A 16630-nucleotide genomic window follows, 5' to 3' on the forward strand; every position below is an offset into this window, starting at 1 on the left:
CGGGAACGGCCTTCGGTCGCCGCTCCCGCTACGATCCGGCTAGAGGCGGGCTGTCAGCGACAGGCGGAAAGACCGGGGCGCGCCGCGCGAGATCCACAGCGCGCTGTAGGAACTGGCGGCGTAATCCTCGTCCAGCAGGTTGTCGCCTTCCAGCCGCACCGACAGGTTCCGGGTCAGGTCCCACTCGCCGGCGGCCTTCAGCTTCCAGTAGGCGGGCAGGCGCACCCCATTGGCCTCCAGCGACCCGGCGCGTTCGCCCACATAGGCGGCGCCGGCCGTGACCGACCAGTCCCGTCCGCCGGGTTGGCTGAAGCGCCCCACCATGAACAGGGCGCCCGAATGCTCCGGCACGTTCAGGACCGTGTCGCTGGCGAAGGCCGCGTCATCCGCCTCGGCCTCGGTCCAGGCGTAGTTGCCGATGACCTGCCAGGACTCGCCCAGCGCCAGCGACCCGTCCAGTTCGATCCCGCGGGACGTCAGCCGGCCGACCGGCGCCAGGAAGTTGGGGTCCACGGGGTCGGTGGTCAGGATGTTGGTCTTCTCGATGTCGAAGAACGTGGCCGCCAGATCGAGCCCGTCCCAGGCGCCGCTCAGACCCAGCTCCCAGCCCTCGCCCGTCTCGGGCGCGAATCCCTGTCCGGTCCGTCCGGTGCCCGAGTTCAGCACGAAGGACCGCCCGAACCCGGTGTGCAGGGCCAGCGCCTCGGTCAGCTGATAGCGCGCGCCCACATGGTAGTTGACCGGACTGTCCGCCGCCTCTCCGGTCGCGCCGGTGCGGTTGTTGCGGATGGTCTGGCTGTAGTCGTCATACCGCACCCCGGCGTTCAGGCTCAGCCGGTCGTTCACCTCCCACAGGTCCGAAACATAAAGGGTGACGACCTCGCGCTTCTCCAGATTGTCCGTGAACGGCAGGGGTGTCGGCTGCGGTTGGCCATAGACGGGAGTGTGCACGTCCACCGCATAGGGGGCGCCGGCGTTCGGATTGATCCGCAGCCATTTCTCCCCGTACTCCAGCCGATAGGCTTTCAGCCCGACGGTCGGGCGATGCACCCCGGCGCCCGTTTCGATCCGGCCGTTCAGCTCCACCCGCGCCGACAGGTCGTCGACCGAGAAGTCGCGACCCCGCCGTTGCCGCCACAGCTGGTCCCCGACCAGCCGCGAATGGTCGCTCGACAGCCCCTTCAGCGAGCCGGTCCGCCACGCCAGTCCGCCGTTCAGGCTCCAGTCGTCGTTCAGCCAGTATTCGCCCGATAGCTGATGCCGCTCGTTACGGAACTCGGTGACGCCGTCGGCGGGCTCGCCGTAATAGTTGGTGCGGGGCAGGGCCAGGGCGTCGCCGTTCAGGGCGGGAACACCCCGGTCGAACAGGGTGTCGAAGGCGGTGATCTCGCCCACATAGGTCAGGCGCAGATCGGCCGTCGGTCGCCAGGTCAGCGATGGGGCGATCACGCTGCGGTCCAGCCCGACATGGTCCCGCCAGCCGTCGCCGGTTTCCCCGACCAGAACCAGCCGCGCGGCCAGCGTCTCCGAAATCGGGCCGGTCACATCCAGTTCGCCCCGTCTCAGGCCGAATGACCCGACCGTTGCGGTCAGGCTGGCCTCCGTCTCGAACCGGGGCGTCTTCGACACGATGTTGACCCGTCCCGCCGGGTCGATGTCGCCGAACAGGGCGCCCGACGGGCCTTTCAGGATCTCGATCCGTTCAGCCGTCGCCGGATCGCGCGGCGGGGCCATGCCCCGGTTGGCCAGAAAGCCGTCGACGTAATATTCGGCGCCGCCGTCGGGTGTGCCGAGGAAGCCCCGGATGGCGAAATTGTCCATCACCCCGCCACGGTTGTTCTGCTGGCTGACGCCGCTGACCAGTTCCAGCGCATCGGCCAGCCGGGTCGCGCCCACGGCCTCGATCAGGTCCGACTCTATCGACCGGCTGGACTGGGACATGCGCTCGGTCGCGCCGCCCGCGCCCAGGGTCGCATCGCGCGGCGTCCGGCGGCCCAGCACCACGATCTCGTCCAGCGATGCCGCCTGTTGGTCCGGGGTCGGAGCATCCGGCGCGGGGGATAGGGCGGCCAGCAGGCACAGACCCGCGCAACTCGTCAGCAGGGACAAGGGAAACTCCATTTGTAATGTTATTACGTAACGGCTAGACGCTCTCCCATGTCGCTGTCAACCGCCTCGCTTCCCGTGCCTCCCGCCGGTCCGATCACCGCCCGCATCGCCTCTATCGACGCCCTGCGAGGCTTCGTCATCCTGCTGATGCTGGTCGATCATGCGCGGGAGTTCTTCTTCTTCCACGCCCAGGTCAGCGACCCGATGAGCGTGACGGAAACCTCTCCGGCCCTGTTCTTCACCCGCCTGTCGGCCCACCTGTGCGCGCCGATCTTCGTCGCCCTGACGGGGCTCGGCGCATGGCTCTACGGGTCGAAGAAGGGCGGACCGCCCGCGGCCTCCGGCTTCCTGTTCAAGCGCGGCCTCTTCCTCGTGGTGCTGGAGCTGACGGTGGTCAGCTTCGCGTGGAATTTCGACCTCTCGCCGCCGACGATCTTCCTTCAGGTCATCTGGGCCATCGGCCTGTCCATGATCGCCCTGTCAGCCCTCGTCTGGCTGCCGCGTCCGGTCCTGATCGCCGTCGGCGCGGTCATTGTGCTGGGCCACAACCTGCTCGACCCGATCACCTTCGCGCCGGACCAGCCGGGCCATGCCCTGTGGGCGATCCTGCACGACCGGGGCTTCATCGAACTGCCGTGGGATCAGCGCATCCGCACCTCCTACCCCCTGCTGCCCTGGATCGGCGTGGCGGCGCTCGGTTACGGGATCGGCCCGTGGTTCGCGGGCGAGGCGGGAACGCGTCGTCGTCGTCTGATCGGTCTGGGCCTGGGCATGCTGGCCCTGTTCGCGGTCCTGCGGGCGATCAATGTCTATGGCGAGCCTCTGCCCTGGTCGGTCTATCCGGATCCGCTGCACACGGTCATGAGCGTGCTGAACCTGACCAAATACCCGCCGTCCGCCGACTTCCTGCTGCTCACCCTCGGGATCGGCGCCCTGTTGCTGGCGACGTTCGAGGCTATATGGCTTCGCCTGATCGGCCTTCTGTCCGTGTACGGAAGTGCGCCGCTGTTCTTCTACCTGATCCACCTCTACGGCCTGCATCTGGCCTACAAGGCCTGCCTCGCCGCCTTCGGCCCCAACCATGGCGACAGTTTCGGCGTGCCGAACGTCGCATGGGTCTGGGGCATCGCCGTCGTGGCGGCCATCCCCAGCTGGTTCGCCTGCCGCTGGTTCGCCGGGATCAAACGCCGCAGCGGTCGGTGGTGGATGAAGTACCTCTAGGCAATCGTCAGGGGACGACGCCGGTTACCGGGCCGACCCCGTCATCATCGTCCTCGTCTTTCGGCAGTGGAATTTCCCGTTGGGGCCGCTCCATGGCCTCGGCGTCCCGGCGCAGGTGCTCAAGCTCTTCGCTCAGCGGGGTCTTCGGTTCGGTCATGGCCGGCTCCTTCTACGACCCTGACTCAATGATCGGGACGGACCCGGCGTTCCGTCATGACCCGGGCGTCGCCGCTGATCCGTCCAGTCGAATATCGCGACCCGCGGCCAGACCCAGACCGCCCAGCACCAGACACAGCAGCAGGCAGGTCGTCAGGGAGGCGGTCCAGCCGCCGGTCCAGTCATGCAGGGCGCCGGCGACCAGCGGACCCATCGCCGACAGCATATAGCCCAGCGATTGCACCATGCCGGACAGCCGGGCGGTCTGGCCGGACGAGGTCGTCCTCAGGCCGACGAAGGCAAGCGCCAGAATGAAGGTCCCGCCGTTGGCCAGGCCGAACAGGGCGACCCAGAGGGCCGCCAGCGACGGCGCCGCCAGCAGCCCGAGAACTGAACCCGACATCAGCACCGCCAGACCGGCGGCCAGCCCGCGCTGATCCTTCAGCCGCTTCACCAGCGGCGCCAGCAGCAGCCCGGGGAAGGCCGTCGCCACCTGCATCACCCCGTGCAGGGCGCCGGCGGTCTCCGGCGCGAACCCGCGCGAGATCAGCATCGACGGCAGCAGGGCGACCAAGGCGTAGTAGAGGAAGGAGTTCATCCCGAAGAAGACGGTGATCTGCCAGGCCAGACCCGACCGCCAGAGGGAGACGGCCTCCGTCGGTTCCGGCGTGGCGGCGGCCGGTCCGGTCGTGCGCCGCAACTGGGGCAGCCACAGCAGGGCGGCCGCGACGGGCAGGGCGATGAAGGCGCCCAGCGACGCCTGCCAGTGGAACGCCTCTGTCAACGGCACCACCACCGCTGAGGCCAGCCCGGACGCCAGTCCCATGGTCAGTGCATACAGGGCCGTCAGCCGGGGGATCTGGTCAGGGAAGTCCCGCTTCAGCAGGCTGGGCAACAGGGTGTTGCCGATGGCGATGCCGGCGCCCAGCAGGGCGGTGCCCGCATACAGGCTCCAGACCGGTCCGACGGACCGCGCCACGATCCCGCCGGCGATCAGGGCCAGCGCCAGAAACAGGGTCCGCTCCAGCCCCAGCCCGCGCGCCATCCCGGCCGCGAAGGGCGACACCAGGCAGAAGGTCAGCAGCGGCAGGGTGATCAGGGCGCCCGCCGCGCTCGCGCCCATGCCGAACGCGCCCTGCAGGACGTCCAGCACCGGCCCGACCGCCGTGAACGGCCCTCTCAGGCAGGCGGCGAACAGAAGAATGCCCGCGATGATCCATACGGGGGCGAGGCGGTGGGAAGCGGACATGGGCGAGCACGGGGGGAGGCGACGTCGGGGGGGAGGCGCCCCTTCTGGACCCCGCCGCCGCCCCGGTCCAGACCGCGCCTCCCCTTGGGCGCGCCCTAGCGGTTGTCCGGGTCCGGCCCGACGCCGAAGCCCTGAACCCGCCCCGACGGCGCCAGCGCTACGGTCAGCAGGCGGGTGTTCCCCTCCGGCCCGACGCGATAGCCGTATCGTCCGCTGCCGTCCGGCCGGGTCAGGTCCTGCACGAGGATCATCGGCGCCTCGCGCCAGCCGGCGGGCAGGGAGCCTTGCAGCTCCTGCGCCAGTTCGGGGCTGTGCTCGTAGGGGCTGCCCTCGACGAATTCCGCCTTCAGATCGTCGCCGTCCGCCGCCTTCGCCAGGAAGGTCCGCACCTTCCGCGCCCGCGCCGCGTCGTCTGGCAGGGCCGGGGCCGGTCCGGGCATCAGCGTGGGATCGACCAGTCCCGCCACGATCCGCGCGATCAGCGCCGGGTTTCCCGAAGTGTCCAGATTGGCGAACACCACCACCGTGACGCCCCGGTCCGGATAGCGCGTCATGCTGCTGGTGAAGCCCTGCCAAGACCCGTTGTGCATGATCCGGCGCGTGCCGCGCATCGTGTCGATCTTCCAGCCGAAGCCGTACCGTCCGGGGTTCGGCGTCCCGTCCGCCAGAGGCTGGACGGTCCACATTGTCGCCAGCGAGGCCGGCGACACCAGCCCGCCCTCGACCAGCGCCCGCTCCCACCGGCCCATGTCCTCGACCGTGGTGTAGATCGTCCCGTCGGCGGTCGAGTTGAAGGTCGGCGACACCCACGCCTGGTTCCTCAGCCGCCCGGCGTGCATCTCATAGCCCGAGGCCCGGCGCGGGATCACGTCCGTGTCCGAGATCACCCGCGTCGCGCTCATCCCCAACGGGGCGAAGAACACATCGCGCAGATAGTCGCCGTAGGGCTGCCCCGTCACGCGGTGGATCAGTATGCCCAGCAGCACATAGTTGGCGTTGTTGTAACTCCACTGGCTCCCCGCCTCGAATGCGTTGGGCAGGGCCGCGATCGCCGTCGCCAGCTCGTCCTCGGAGTAGTCCCGGCGGATGTCGAACGGCCCGCCCGGCCCGATCAGCTCGGGATTGTCATACGAGCCGATGCCCGAGGTGTGCGACAGCAGATGCGCCACAGTCACCCCGTCCCAGCTGGCCGTCGCCTCGGGGAAGTACCGGCTCAGCGGCGCGTCCAGCGCCACCTTGCCCTCCTCGACCAGCTTCAGGATCGCCGTCGCCACGAACTGCTTGCCCAGCGAGCCGGTCTGCATCCGCGTGTCCGGCCCCATCGGCGCGGCCCACTCCACATCGGCCAGCCCGTAGCCCTTCATCAGCACCGGCCGCCCCTGCAGATAGATCCCCACCGCCAGCCCCGGAACCCGCTGCCGCTCCATCTCGGCCAGCACATAGCGGTCGATCTCGGCCTGCTGCGCGCTGCTCAGGATCTCCACCTGCGCCGCCGGAGCGGGGGCGGAAGCCGCCTGCCGGGCCGCCGCCTGTCCCGCCCCCAGCGTCATCGCCACCGCGATCACCACCGCCGCCCTCTGCCAACCCGCCCGCATACGCACACCCTTTCGCTACAAATGTAGCGCTACACTTGTAGCGAATATGGTCAGCATTGTGGCGCTTACAGCTGCGTCAGCCGGGGCCCCTCCCACCGGGGCCGCGACAGCTCGGTGATCGCCCAGACCAGCGCATCCGCCCGGCCAGAAACACCCAGGTCCGCCAGTCGCCCGACGAAGCGCGCTGGCCGTCATGGGCCTATGCCGCCCACGCCTCACGGGCCAGTGCCGCCGTCGACGCCCCCGAAGGCCCCGCCGGCAGATGGCGAACTGTTTTTTACAAGCCGCTGATTTCCGGGCGGTTCGCCTCAGAAATTCGGCTGAACTTCCGGATGTCCTACCCCCCCCTCTGCGGCGAGGGGGACCCTTCGAAGCCCGCAGGGCGAAGAAGGGTGGAGGGGTTCCTGAAGCCGCACAGGCGCCCTTCCTTCCCAATCGCCCGAACCGCCCGATTGTTTCGTCCCTGCAATCCGGGTGCAAAGCCCAACCGGCAATCGCGCGCCTTCCCGCAACGGAGAGCCTCATGCGCCTGATCCTGCCCGCCTTCGTCATCGCCGCCGTTCTGCTGGTCTCCGGACCGGGCCGGGCGCAGGACCCAACTCCCTCTGACAACCCCGAAATGGCCGCCATGCTTGAGGCCGATCAGGCCGTGCGTCACGGCATGACCCCCGAACGCCTCCGCGACCGCGCCTTCCTCCAGACCATGATCGCCGAGGACGCCGAACGTCGCCGCCGCACCCGCGCCCTTCTCGAGGCCGGCGCCCTGCGCACGGCGCGGGACTACCGCGCCGCCGCCTTCGTCTTCCAGCACGGCTCCACGCCCGAGGACTATCTGCTGGCCCACAGCCTCGCCGTCGCCGCCCTCGCCCGGGGCGACAGTGAAAGCGCCTGGATCGCCGCGGCGACGCTTGATCGCTATCTCCAGATGACCGGCAAGGCGCAAATCTACGGCACCCAGACGCGAAAGACGCCAGACGGTCCCCCCACGCTCGACCCCTATGATCGCGATCTGGTCCCGGACTCGCTCCGCACCGCGCTGGGCATTCCCCCACAGGCCGATCAGGACGCCCGCATCGCCGTCCTCAACGCCGCCCCCGCCCCGCCCGCGAACGCCAAGGGCCCGGACGGTTCCTGACGCGGGAACAGACCGCCCGTCATGAACACCGCATCACCTTTCCGCTTCGCGGGAAGGGGAACCCTGCGAAGCCCGCAGGGCGAAGAAGAGTAGACGGGCACCCGCCCCAGACACCGTCTGACCTCCGCCCCTGCGGGGAGAGGGACTCTCACCTCCCCATATCCGTTTATCCCGGCGACCCGACGGACGGCGCGCAGTAATCAACGTCGGGCCACGGTCTTGGCCAGCCTCACGCCCGGGGTCTTGGGAAGGTCCGTGTGACCTCAGGCGCAAGCGACTCCGGGCTCCCACTTCGCCGAAGCGAGTGGCTCAAAACATCAGCGCGGTCCCCGCGCTAGACAAGACCCATTTCTTTTAAGAAGCGCGACGGTTGCTTATCCCACCCGTTCATCCGGTCAGCATAGGTCAGCGTTAAACTCTCTTCAGTGCGCGTAATCGCCACGAAGCAGTTGCGCCGCTCTTCCTGCATCTCGGTGCTAGCCGGCCCCTTCTTAACTGCGGCCCAGCTAGGTAGTTGATCATCAACCATTGCCACGAGATAGACATGTCCGAATTCCATCCCCTTCGAAGCGTGGATGGTGAAACAAGGCACAGCGTCTTTTGAAGGGGACGGTGTCTTTGAACGCATGTCCAGTTCTTGGAGCAAAACGTTCAAGGTGGTGCTGGCAGAGCCAAACTGGCCTTCGATCTCGCTCACCAACGTGCCCCAAGTATTTTTCTCATCGGCATAGTCCGCGAAATGTCCCTCAGTATCGAACGCGATATTCTCAAGCGCATCGCACCACCTGAAGGTCGCATCACAGAATGATCTGAAGTCCAGTCGGTCCGCCAAAGCCGTGAGAGAGACGGCGAGGTAGGCGCTCGTCGTGCCAGTAAGGCCCTGCTTTGCAGCGGCTAGATCGGCGAAGGCTCGAAGGGCGCTGCCTTCGAAAGCTGAAGCGTTCGCTGCGACAGCAGCTCCGTCAATTTGGAGGCCTTCAAGATCGTAGAATGCCTTCGACAATCGACGTATCTGCTCACGATCCTGAGGATTGCCCTAGCAGCTGCCGGATGGAGATGCGCTTCTGGTTCTTCCAAGGTCAGAATTGGTACGGCTCCCTCTCCAAACTCACCAATGAGCCTCGCGTCCAAGAACGCGTCGAATAGGCACATCACTGCGAGGCTTTGAGTGCCTTCGCCATGTTGAGCTAATGGCAGTGCAGCGCCGGAGGCCCCGGAAAGAAGAACTTGGGTCTTTGCTAGGATGTCAAAAACCCGGTTTGGCAAAGCTTCGATGCTAACCGGCGCATCTCCGCCCCCTAAGGGAACCAGTTTTGCGGATTTCGAGAGGCTCTGCTTTACGGTCTCGAACCCCTCGTGAGCATCGAGCACCTGCTGATTGAGCGCTGCGATCTGATCCTCAATCTGCTGGCGGACGCTAGGATCAATCTTCAACGCTTTGACGAATGGCCCCCAGAACGGGGCGCCAGCCCTAAACTCTTTCCCAGCATCCCTTAAGGCCGCGAGATAAAATGCGGGTATGATCTGTTGGAGCCTCCGAACGGCCGTTCCGTTCGGCGGGAGCGGGTTACCGGCGGGGTCTAGGAACTCGAAGTTGGACGTAAACATATCGAGCGCGTCGTCGTACTTACCGGTGACCTTGAGAGCGACGATCTGAAGCCCGTTCGGCGAAATGCCGACCACGTTGCCAAGCTGTTGAACCTTTGCATCAGGCCATTCGTCAGCTTCGCCTTCGGTAAACGTGAGGGTGATTTCGATAGGTGGAGAATCCGTCGGCACCCCGTCGCCGTCTAGCCGGTAGTCGTACTCGCTAAAGATTCCAGATTTCCGCCCTGCCGCCCGGCTCAGCACAGCATGAATTGCGGCAAGCACGGTCGATTTCCCGGTGTTATTCGCCCCAAAAATGACGGTCGTTTCGTCGAGCTGAAGCTCTAAGTCGCTGACGCCTCGGAAATCCTTAATCCGGACTTTGCTGATCTTCATTGTTCGCCCGAAGTTTACGGATCGTGTCAGAACCCACCAAGTTCGTGGTCAGTAGCTCATGGTGGTGGTGGCTCACAACCTACACTTTGTCGCCGTGAAGCGTAGGTCCGACCGTGACGATGCGTCTGGTCGAAAGTGAGGAGTTGCTGGGAACGTAGCGGACAAAAAAGGCGCCCCGGTCTCCCGGGGCGCCTTCTTCGTTTTCAGTCTGAGCGTCCCGGCGCTCCGGGCGGCTCGCGCCGCCCTTCGGCCAGGATGACAATTGGACTTCGTTAGAAGTCCATCCCGCCCATGCCGCCCATGCCGCCGCCCATGTCGGGGGCGCCGGCGCCGCCCTTCTTGGGCGCGTCAGCCACGGCGGCTTCGGTCGTGATCAGGATGCCGGCCACGGAGGCGGCGTCCTGCAGGGCGGTGCGGACCACCTTGGCGGGGTCGATGACGCCCATCTTGACCAGGTCGCCGTACTCTTCGGTCTGGGCGTTGAAGCCGAACGAAGCGTCGGTGCTTTCGAGGACCTTGCCGACGACGATCGAACCCTCGACGCCCGCGTTTTCCGAGATCTGACGGATCGGAGCCTGCAGGGCGCGACGGATGATGGCGATGCCGGCGGTCTGGTCGGCGTTGTCACCCTTGACGTCGGCCAGGACCTTGGAGGCCTTCAGCAGGGCGATGCCGCCGCCCGGGACGATGCCTTCGTCAGCCGCGGCGCGGGTGGCGTTCAGGGCGTCGTCGACGCGGTCCTTCTTCTCCTTCACCTCGACCTCGGTCGAGCCGCCGACGCGCAGGACGGCGACGCCGCCGGCCAGCTTGGCCAGACGTTCCTGCAGCTTCTCCTTGTCGTAGTCCGAGGTCGTGGCTTCGATCTGGGCCTTGATCTGGGCGACGCGGCCTTCGATGTCCGCCTTCTCGCCGACGCCTTCCACGATGGTGGTGTCGTCCTTGGTGATGGTGACCTTCTTGGCGCGACCCAGCATGTCCAGGGTCACGTTCTCCAGCTTGATGCCCAGGTCTTCCGAGATGACCTGGCCGCCGGTCAGGATGGCGATGTCTTCCAGCATGGCCTTGCGGCGGTCGCCGAAGCCCGGCGCCTTGACGGCGGCGACGCGCAGGCCGCCGCGCAGCTTGTTGACCACCAGGGTGGCCAGGGCCTCGCCCTCGATGTCCTCGGCGATGATGATCAGCGGGCGACCCGACTGGACCACGGCTTCCAGGATCGGGAGCATGGCCTGCAGGGAGGACAGCTTCTTCTCGTGGAGCAGGATGAGCGGCTCCTCGAGCTGGGCCTCCATCTTGTCGGCGTTGGTGATGAAGTAGGGGCTCAGGTAGCCGCGGTCGAACTGCATGCCCTCGACGATGTCGACGGTGGTTTCGGCGGTCTTGGCTTCTTCAACGGTGATGACCCCGTCGTTGCCGACCTTGGCCATGGCTTCGGCGATCAGGCCGCCGACTTCGGCGTCGCCGTTGGCCGAGATGGTGCCGACCTGGGCGATCTCGTCGTTGGAGGTGACCTTCTTGGAGCTGGCCTTGACCTCGGCCAGGACGGCGGTGACCGCCTTGTCGATGCCGCGCTTCAGGTCCATCGGGTTCATGCCGGCGGCGACGGCCTTGAGGCCTTCCTGAACGATGGCCTGGGCCAGGACGGTCGCGGTGGTGGTGCCGTCACCCGCCTTGTCGTTCGTCTTCGACGCGACTTCGCGGATCATCTGGGCGCCCATGTTCTCGAAGGCGTCTTCCAGCTCGATTTCCTTGGCGACCGAAACGCCGTCCTTGGTCGAGCGCGGGGCGCCGAACGACTTCTGGATCACGACATTGCGGCCCTTCGGCCCCAGCGTGACCTTCACGGCGTTGGCGAGCACGTTGACGCCGCGCAGCATCTTGTCACGGGCGTCGGTGTTGAACTGTACGATCTTGGCGGCCATTGGCGGCAGCTCCTGTCTTGTATGAATTTCTGGAGTTAGGCGATCAGACGCGGGTGCTTACGAGAGCACGCCCAGCACGTCCGATTCCTTCATGATGATCAGGTCTTCGCCATCGATCTTGATCTCGGTGCCCGACCATTTGCCGAACAGGATGCGGTCGCCGGCCTTAAGTTCCAGAGCCTGGACAACGCCACTGTCGTCACGGACGCCGGCGCCGACGGCGACGACTTCGCCTTCCTGCGGCTTTTCCTTGGCGGTGTCGGGGATGATGATGCCACCCTTGGTCTTGGATTCTTCTTCAACGCGCTTCACGAGCACGCGGTCGCCGAGCGGACGAAACGCCATTTGTGTATCTCCCTTGAGAAGTTCGAAGCCCCCGGGCGCGGCGAGCCGTTTTGGCAGCCGACAGCCACGAGTGCTAACGCGAGCGGGAGGTAGGGCGGCGGCTCGTGAACGTCAAGCGGTGAGGTGCTTGTGACGCGGGTCAGTCCGACGCGGCGGCCAGGGTCCAGGCGGCCTCGACCTGGCGGGCGAACAGCGGGCGGGCCCCGCGCACGCGGGTGCGCCAGTCACGACCACGGGCCTGCTGGCCCAGCAGATCGCCCAGTCCCCCACGGACCAGCACCAGCGCCTCATCCGAGCGGGCGCGGTTGATCAGGAAGCCGGCGTACTGCTCGGCGCCGGACAGCGCGGTGGCGTGGGCGGGGGGCAGGTGGGCCGCGGCGATGGCGCGCGCGCGCTGGTACAGGGCCTCCGCCTCCGGCGCCCGGCCCAGCCGGTCCAGTACGGCGGCATAGCCGGTCAGGGTGTCCAGCAGATCGGGACTGTCCGCGCCCACGCCTGCTTCATAGACCGCCAGTCCTTCCCGAAACGGCGCCTCGGCCTCGGTCCAGCGGCCCTGATCGGACAGGGCGTAGCCGAGATTGGCGCGGGCGTTGCCGGTGAAGGGATGGTCCGGCCCGACGATGTCCAGCGCCAGCTCGAGCGCCCGTCGGAACGGCGCCTCGGCGCGTTCGCCCTGTTTGGTCACATGCAGATACCAGCCGTAGTTGGTCAGGCACTGGGCCAGCAGGACCGGATCGTTCGCCTTCTCCGCGATGTCCACGGCGCGGACATACAGGGGCTCCGCCTGATGCGCCCGCCCGGTGCGGCGCAGGGAGTTGCCCAGGTTCGACAGAACAATGGCGACGTGGAAGTCGTCCGGTCCGTACAGTACTTCATACATGCCCAGCACCTGCCGGTACAGCGGATCGGCCTCGGCATGGCGTCCCTGCGCGGTCAGGGCGTTGGCGACAAGATTCAGGCTGTCGGCGGTCTTCTCGTGCACCTCGCCAAGATGGGCGCGGCGAAGCTCCAGACTGGCGCGCGCCGAGGCCTCGGCTTCCTCGTTGCGGCCGAGGGCGTCCAGGGCGCGGGCGCGGTCATAGCTGAGGGTCGCCCGCTCCAGCGGGTCGGCGCCCGCTTCGCCCAGCAGCGCCAAAGCGCGTTCGATGTCGGCCAGGGCGCCGACATAGTCGCCGGTCTCCAGCTTCAGCCTCGCCCGTACGGCCAGCGGGTGGGCCGCAACCTTCGAATCCGGCCCCAGCCGGGTCTCGACCACCTCGACCGCCGCCTTCAACGCGACCACCGCGCCGTCGGCGTCACCGGCTCCGTAGCGTTCGACCCCCAGCGCGACCAAGGCTTCGGCGGCGGCTCCGGCATCAGTTTCGCGCCGCAGGATGGCGCTGATGGGATCGACTTCGGTCGCCGCGGAGATACGGACATCGGCCGGTGGGGCGACCGCGGGAGGCGGTGGAGGCGGTGGAGGCGGCGGCGGCGGCGGTGGCGGAGGCGGTGGAGGCTGTTGAACCACCTGCGCCGCGGCGGGGGCGGCGGCCAGCGTCAGCGCCAGTCCTGAAGCGGTCGATAGCATGATGATCGCCAGCAGCCGTTTCATGCCCGACCTCTCCCTTTCCGGGCATCAGCCGACATTACAGCGATTTATGCAAGGTGAACCGAAACTGAACGCCTCTCTCCCGGCCGGTTCAGGCTGCCACCGGCATAACGGTCCTCACACCCGGCGGAGACGCCGGTCCCGTTCGAAAGGAACCGACCATGAAGACGTTTTCGAAAATCGCTTTCGCCGCCCCGGCCCTGGTCGGCGCCATGACCCTGATGGCCGCCGCTCCGGCCGAGGCCCAGAGCCGTGATCGTGACCGCGACAACAGCGGTCGTAACGCCATTATCGGCGCTGTGGTCGGCGGCATCGCCGGCGCGGCTGTGGGTAACGGCGACGGCGCCTATGTCGTCGGCGGCGCCCTCGCCGGGGCGGCCCTCGGCGCCGCCGCCAGCAACAACCGTGACGATGACTGCGGCTATTATCGTGGTGGTCGCTGCTACCGGAACCAGGGTCACTGGGAACGCGAGCACGGCATCAACAGCCGCGACCCGCGCTGGGAGCAGCGTCGTGACTACCGCGAACACCGCCGTGATGAGCGTCGCGAACGCCGCGACTATCGCTACGATCGTCGCTGGTAACAGAACACCCTTCCGTCCGTTCGTGTGAATTGATCGGACGTGTGGGCGAGGAAGGCGGGCCTCCTGAAAAGGGGCCCGCCTTTTTCCCGTGTGCCGGTCCTCTGGCGTCCAGCATCGTCCCGGCGCAAGGTGCCGCCGTCAGGGAGGACAAAGACATGGCGGTTACCGGCATCGGCGGCTTCTTCTTCCGCTCGAAAGATCCCGAGGCCCTGGCGGCCTGGTATCTCGAGCATCTGGGCGTCGGTGCGCCTCCGGGCGTCTACGTCTGGGACCAACAGGCCGGGCCGACGGTCTTCGCCCCCTTCAAGGCTGACAGCGACTATTTCGCCGCCGACAAGGCCTTCATGCTGAACCTGCGGGTCGATGATCTGGATGGCCTGTTGGCGTCATTGCGTGCGGCGGGCGTTGAGATCATCACCAAGGACGAATGGGACGCGACGCCCGAGATGGGTCGTTTCGCCCGCATTCATGACCCCGAAGGCAACGCTATTGAGCTGTGGCAGCCGCCGGCGAACTGATCAAACCATCAGTCGCTTCATCAACTCCGCCGTCGACGGGTCGAGGCCGGCTGACGGCTCACCCGCCTCGACGTCCTTCAGGATGGTCTTGGCCAGAACCTTGCCCAGTTCGACACCCCATTGGTCGAAGCTGTTGATGTCCCAGATCACACCTTCGACGAAGGTCTTGTGCTCATAAAGGGCCAGAAGGGCGCCGACGGCTTCGGGGGTCAAGGCGTCCATCAGGATGGTGGAGGACGGGCGGTCGCCGGGGAAGGTCTTGTGCGGGGCCAGACGGTCCGCCTCGGCCTCCGACGCGCCTGCTGCGATCAATTCGGCCCGGGCGTCCTTCTCCGTCTTGCCGACCATCAGGGCCTGCGCTTGCGCCAGCGCGTTGGACCACAGAGGCGCGTCGCCCTCGCGGTCGTCCATCGCAGTCGCCGACGTATGGCCGACGACCACGAATTCGGCGGGAACCACGGTCGGCCCCTGATGGATCTGCTGGAAGAAGGCGTGCTGGCCGTTGGTGCCCGGTTCACCGAACACGATGGGGCCGGTGGCGGTGTCGACGGGCGTGCCGTCGCGCTTCACCCGTTTGCCGTTTGACTCCATCTCCAGCTGCTGCAGGAAGGCAGGCAGGCGGCGCAGGCCGTGGGCGTAGGGGGCGACGGTGCGGGCGTGGCGATCCAACCCCTCGATGTTGAAGACCTGCGCCAGCGCCAGCAGCACCGGTGCGTTCTTCTCCAGATCTGCCTCGGCGAAATGGTCGTCCATCGCGCGGGCGCCGGCCAGCACCCGCTCGAACACATCCCAGCCAAGCGCCACTGCGACCGATAGGGAGACCGCCGACCACAGCGAATAGCGACCGCCGACCCAGTCGCGGAAGCCGAAGGTGCGACCACAGCCCCAGTCCCTGGCCTTGTCCGGCGCGGCGGTGACGCCGATCAGGTGGCGGATCATCCGGCGCGGTGACAGGCTTTCGGCCAACCAGGCCTTGGCCAGTTCGGCGTTGGCCAGGGTCTCCTGCGTGGTGAAGGTCTTGGAGACGACCACCACCAGCGTCGTTTCGGGCTCCAGCCCCGCCAGCGCCTCGGCCATGTCGCGAGGATCGATATTGGCCACGAAGCGCAGGTCGATCGCCGGTTCCAGCGGCTTCAGCGCATCCCACAGCAGGCGCGGCCCCAGATCCGATCCGCCGATCCCGATGTGGACGATGGCCGTGAAGGGTTGCTTGGTCCCGCCGGTTTCGGCGCCCGAGCGGATGTCGGCGGCGTATTGCGCCATGGCGTCACGGGTCTCGTCGACCTCCTTCGACACAGCTTCGCCCAAGGCGTGGAAGTCGGCCCCTTCGGCGGCGCGCAGGGCGGGGTGCAGGACGGCCCGGCCCTCGGTGTTGTTCACGGCCTCGCCGCCGAAAAGGGCGTTGCGGCGACCCTCGACGTCACAGGCGCGGGCGACATCCAGCGCGGCCTCGAAGCCCTCGGCGCTCCAGGACTGCTTCGACAGGTCCAGATACAGGCCCGCCGCATCCACGCTCATCCGGTCGATCCGGCCCGGGTCGGTAGCGAAATGGTGGACGATGCGCGCCCCCGCGTCCTTGCGCGCCACGGCGCGGAGAAGGTCGAGGGCTTGATTGCGGGCGGTCATCGGCGATCTCGGCGGCGGTCGGCGGGGAGTCGTAAACCCTCGTTTACGGGTCGGGCGTAAGCCGGTTCAACGTCGAATCGGTGATTCGGCAAAACAATTGAGGTTGCTTATGTCCTGCGGCGTCGCCCTCGCGATCTCTCTGCTGCTCACAGACCCCAACGTCGCCCTGGCGGCGGAGCAACCGCGCGCCGTCGCCGACGCTCCGGTTTCAGTCGCGGACGAGCCCCTGTTCGCCGATATCGTCAGTCGCGCCGGAGCGCTGCGCGGCGTGGTCGGCCAGTGGCAGGCCAATCTGGCTTCCGCGCCCGACTGGTACATGACCCCCGAGGCGCTCGGCCGGTTCGAGACCGAGACCACGGCGCTGGCCGACCTCGACATGCAGGGGCATCTGATCCTCAAGGAGCGGGGTACCGACGGCGATCTGAAATGCATCCTGCGCGGCATTTCGGAAGACATGCCGAGGAAGGTCGAGGCCGTCCGCACCGCCGCCACCCCGGCCGAACGCCGCGTCGCGCTGGACGAGCTCCACTACCTGCTGAACGACAACATCGAAGTCATCACCGCGCCGCCGCAGCCCCCGGTCTAGAGGCCGAGGGCCGGGA

15 protein-coding genes are annotated in these 16630 nt (G+C 67.1%); 5 read left to right on the top strand and 10 right to left on the bottom strand.

Annotation, left to right across the window (positions count from 1 at the left end; all coding sequences use genetic code 11):
* Nucleotides 1-39: 39 nt before the first annotated feature.
* Complete coding sequence (locus ACODRV_RS05885) at nucleotides 40-2109, bottom strand: TonB-dependent siderophore receptor (RefSeq protein ID WP_488907707.1); 2070 nt, start codon at nucleotides 2107-2109, stop codon at nucleotides 40-42.
* Nucleotides 2110-2157: 48 nt separating this feature from the next.
* Here ACODRV_RS05885 and ACODRV_RS05890 point away from each other — a divergent pair, with 48 nt between their 5' ends.
* Nucleotides 2158-3330: an acetyltransferase domain-containing protein gene (locus ACODRV_RS05890; RefSeq protein WP_488907708.1), complete on the top strand. Its 1173-nt coding sequence runs from the start codon at nucleotides 2158-2160 to the stop codon at nucleotides 3328-3330.
* 7 nt (nucleotides 3331-3337) lie between these two features.
* On the opposite strand, the gene ACODRV_RS05895 is transcribed toward ACODRV_RS05890, so the two are convergent.
* The 3 genes from ACODRV_RS05895 to ACODRV_RS05905 form a co-directional block, all read right to left on the bottom strand.
* Nucleotides 3338-3487, bottom strand: a complete 150-nt coding sequence (locus ACODRV_RS05895; RefSeq protein ID WP_168196752.1) for a hypothetical protein — start codon at nucleotides 3485-3487, stop codon at nucleotides 3338-3340.
* 54 nt (nucleotides 3488-3541) lie between these two features.
* Nucleotides 3542-4735: an MFS transporter gene (locus ACODRV_RS05900; protein WP_141625415.1), complete on the bottom strand. Its 1194-nt coding sequence runs from the start codon at nucleotides 4733-4735 to the stop codon at nucleotides 3542-3544.
* A gap of 95 nt (nucleotides 4736-4830) precedes the next feature.
* Complete coding sequence (locus tag ACODRV_RS05905) at nucleotides 4831-6330, bottom strand: serine hydrolase domain-containing protein (protein ID WP_488907709.1); 1500 nt, start codon at nucleotides 6328-6330, stop codon at nucleotides 4831-4833.
* A gap of 523 nt (nucleotides 6331-6853) precedes the next feature.
* Here ACODRV_RS05905 and ACODRV_RS05910 point away from each other — a divergent pair.
* A complete protein-coding gene (locus ACODRV_RS05910; RefSeq protein ID WP_488907710.1) occupies nucleotides 6854-7465 on the top strand; it encodes a hypothetical protein in 612 nt (203 codons plus the stop codon).
* A gap of 334 nt (nucleotides 7466-7799) precedes the next feature.
* Here the strand turns inward: ACODRV_RS05910 and ACODRV_RS05915 are convergent, their stop codons facing one another.
* From ACODRV_RS05915 to ACODRV_RS05935, 5 genes are all read right to left on the bottom strand, one after another.
* Nucleotides 7800-8468, bottom strand: a complete 669-nt coding sequence (locus ACODRV_RS05915; RefSeq protein ID WP_488907711.1) for a 3'-5' exonuclease — start codon at nucleotides 8466-8468, stop codon at nucleotides 7800-7802.
* Nucleotides 8360-9448: an ATP-dependent nuclease gene (locus tag ACODRV_RS05920; RefSeq protein ID WP_488907712.1), complete on the bottom strand. Its 1089-nt coding sequence runs from the start codon at nucleotides 9446-9448 to the stop codon at nucleotides 8360-8362. Before ACODRV_RS05920 ends, ACODRV_RS05915 begins: the two co-directional genes overlap by 109 nt.
* A gap of 272 nt (nucleotides 9449-9720) precedes the next feature.
* The gene (gene groL / locus ACODRV_RS05925; RefSeq protein ID WP_488907713.1) at nucleotides 9721-11367 is read right to left on the bottom strand and encodes a chaperonin GroEL; all 1647 of its coding nucleotides are present in this window, start codon (nucleotides 11365-11367) and stop codon (nucleotides 9721-9723) included.
* A 57-nt stretch (nucleotides 11368-11424) separates the two neighbouring features.
* Nucleotides 11425-11712 (bottom strand): co-chaperone GroES, encoded by a 288-nt coding sequence (gene groES, locus ACODRV_RS05930; protein ID WP_141625422.1) that lies wholly within the window; start codon nucleotides 11710-11712, stop codon nucleotides 11425-11427.
* A gap of 139 nt (nucleotides 11713-11851) precedes the next feature.
* The gene (locus ACODRV_RS05935) at nucleotides 11852-13303 is read right to left on the bottom strand and encodes a tetratricopeptide repeat protein (protein ID WP_488907714.1); all 1452 of its coding nucleotides are present in this window, start codon (nucleotides 13301-13303) and stop codon (nucleotides 11852-11854) included.
* A 158-nt stretch (nucleotides 13304-13461) separates the two neighbouring features.
* Between ACODRV_RS05935 and ACODRV_RS05940 the strand changes: the two genes are divergently transcribed.
* Together ACODRV_RS05940 and ACODRV_RS05945 are read left to right on the top strand one after the other, a co-directional pair.
* A complete protein-coding gene (locus tag ACODRV_RS05940) occupies nucleotides 13462-13884 on the top strand; it encodes a YMGG-like glycine zipper-containing protein (RefSeq protein ID WP_141625424.1) in 423 nt (140 codons plus the stop codon).
* Nucleotides 13885-14039: 155 nt separating this feature from the next.
* Entirely contained in the window at nucleotides 14040-14402 is a 363-nt protein-coding gene (locus ACODRV_RS05945; protein ID WP_141625425.1) for a VOC family protein, read from the top strand.
* Here ACODRV_RS05945 and pgi read toward each other — a convergent pair whose 3' ends face one another.
* Entirely contained in the window at nucleotides 14403-16028 is a 1626-nt protein-coding gene (gene pgi / locus ACODRV_RS05950) for a glucose-6-phosphate isomerase (protein WP_488907715.1), read from the bottom strand.
* A gap of 109 nt (nucleotides 16029-16137) precedes the next feature.
* Between pgi and ACODRV_RS05955 the strand changes: the two genes are divergently transcribed.
* Nucleotides 16138-16614 (top strand): hypothetical protein, encoded by a 477-nt coding sequence (locus ACODRV_RS05955; protein WP_488907716.1) that lies wholly within the window; start codon nucleotides 16138-16140, stop codon nucleotides 16612-16614.
* Nucleotides 16615-16630 lie beyond the last annotated feature (16 nt).

Source organism: Brevundimonas sp. FG8 (assembly GCF_057808845.1).

Bases quoted from the DNA above. Each gene is read 5' to 3' on its own strand.
- ACODRV_RS05935 (WP_488907714.1), bottom strand. From the start codon at position 13,303: ATGAAACGGCTGCTGGCGATCATCATGCTATCGACCGCTTCAGGACTG.
- ACODRV_RS05895 (WP_168196752.1), bottom strand. From the start codon at position 3,487: ATGACCGAACCGAAGACCCCGCTGAGCGAAGAGCTTGAGCACCTGCGC.
- ACODRV_RS05945 (WP_141625425.1), top strand. From the start codon at position 14,040: ATGGCGGTTACCGGCATCGGCGGCTTCTTCTTCCGCTCGAAAGATCCC.
- ACODRV_RS05955 (WP_488907716.1), top strand. From the start codon at position 16,138: ATGTCCTGCGGCGTCGCCCTCGCGATCTCTCTGCTGCTCACAGACCCC.
- ACODRV_RS05940 (WP_141625424.1), top strand. From the start codon at position 13,462: ATGAAGACGTTTTCGAAAATCGCTTTCGCCGCCCCGGCCCTGGTCGGC.
- ACODRV_RS05900 (WP_141625415.1), bottom strand. From the start codon at position 4,735: ATGTCCGCTTCCCACCGCCTCGCCCCCGTATGGATCATCGCGGGCATT.
- groL (WP_488907713.1), bottom strand. From the start codon at position 11,367: ATGGCCGCCAAGATCGTACAGTTCAACACCGACGCCCGTGACAAGATG.
- groES (WP_141625422.1), bottom strand. From the start codon at position 11,712: ATGGCGTTTCGTCCGCTCGGCGACCGCGTGCTCGTGAAGCGCGTTGAA.
- ACODRV_RS05890 (WP_488907708.1), top strand. From the start codon at position 2,158: ATGTCGCTGTCAACCGCCTCGCTTCCCGTGCCTCCCGCCGGTCCGATC.
- ACODRV_RS05905 (WP_488907709.1), bottom strand. From the start codon at position 6,330: ATGCGGGCGGGTTGGCAGAGGGCGGCGGTGGTGATCGCGGTGGCGATG.
- ACODRV_RS05910 (WP_488907710.1), top strand. From the start codon at position 6,854: ATGCGCCTGATCCTGCCCGCCTTCGTCATCGCCGCCGTTCTGCTGGTC.
- pgi (WP_488907715.1), bottom strand. From the start codon at position 16,028: ATGACCGCCCGCAATCAAGCCCTCGACCTTCTCCGCGCCGTGGCGCGC.
- ACODRV_RS05920 (WP_488907712.1), bottom strand. From the start codon at position 9,448: ATGAAGATCAGCAAAGTCCGGATTAAGGATTTCCGAGGCGTCAGCGAC.